Origin of the sequence: Nocardioides aquiterrae, from assembly GCF_039526625.1 — a bacterium.
GTDB classification, from domain to species: Bacteria; Actinomycetota; Actinomycetes; order Propionibacteriales; family Nocardioidaceae; genus Nocardioides; species Nocardioides aquiterrae.
Window position 1 is genome coordinate 1 of the sequence record NZ_BAAAJE010000049.1, and the last position, 549, is coordinate 549.

Genomic DNA, 549 nt, shown 5'->3' on the forward strand with positions numbered 1-549 from the left:
GTTGTGGTGCCAGTGGCACAGGGAGACGCCGTCGGCGAGGTCGGTGTTGCCGCCGTCGGTCCAGCGTTGCTTGTGGTGGGCGTGCAGGCCGCTGGTGCGGTCGCAGCCCTCGGCGCGGCAGCCCCGGTCGCGGACCAGCATGGCGATGCGTTGGGCCTCGGTGAAGTACCGCCGCTTCCGGCCGACGTCGAGGGGTTGGGAGTCCCCGCCCAGGACGACGGGGATGATCCCGGCCTCGCACGCCAGCCGCCGGGCCTCTCCCGGTGAGATCTTCTCCCCGGTGTCGAGCACGCAGGCCTTCTCGAGCCGGCCGAGGAGGACGTCGAGGTCCATCAGCACCACCACGGTCGCCGACACCCCACCGGTGTGTGGGACCCGGTCGACGGGGTAGCGCTCGATGAACTCGCAGAACGCCTGCCCCATCGCCTCGGGCGTGGGCCGGCGCTCGGCGGCGGCGCCGGCGCCCTTGGTGGCGGTCTGGTGCTTGGCCGCCATGATCGCCGCGATGATCTTGCGCAGGGCAGCACCGTGGAAGGTGGGGATGGTGAA

1 protein-coding gene is annotated in these 549 nt (G+C 71.9%); it reads right to left on the reverse strand.

The genetic code is table 11. The features are described from left to right. Positions 1-549, reverse strand: a 549-nt coding sequence (locus tag ABD086_RS25265) for an HNH endonuclease signature motif containing protein (protein ID WP_343911456.1), incomplete at both ends; no start/stop codon positions are given.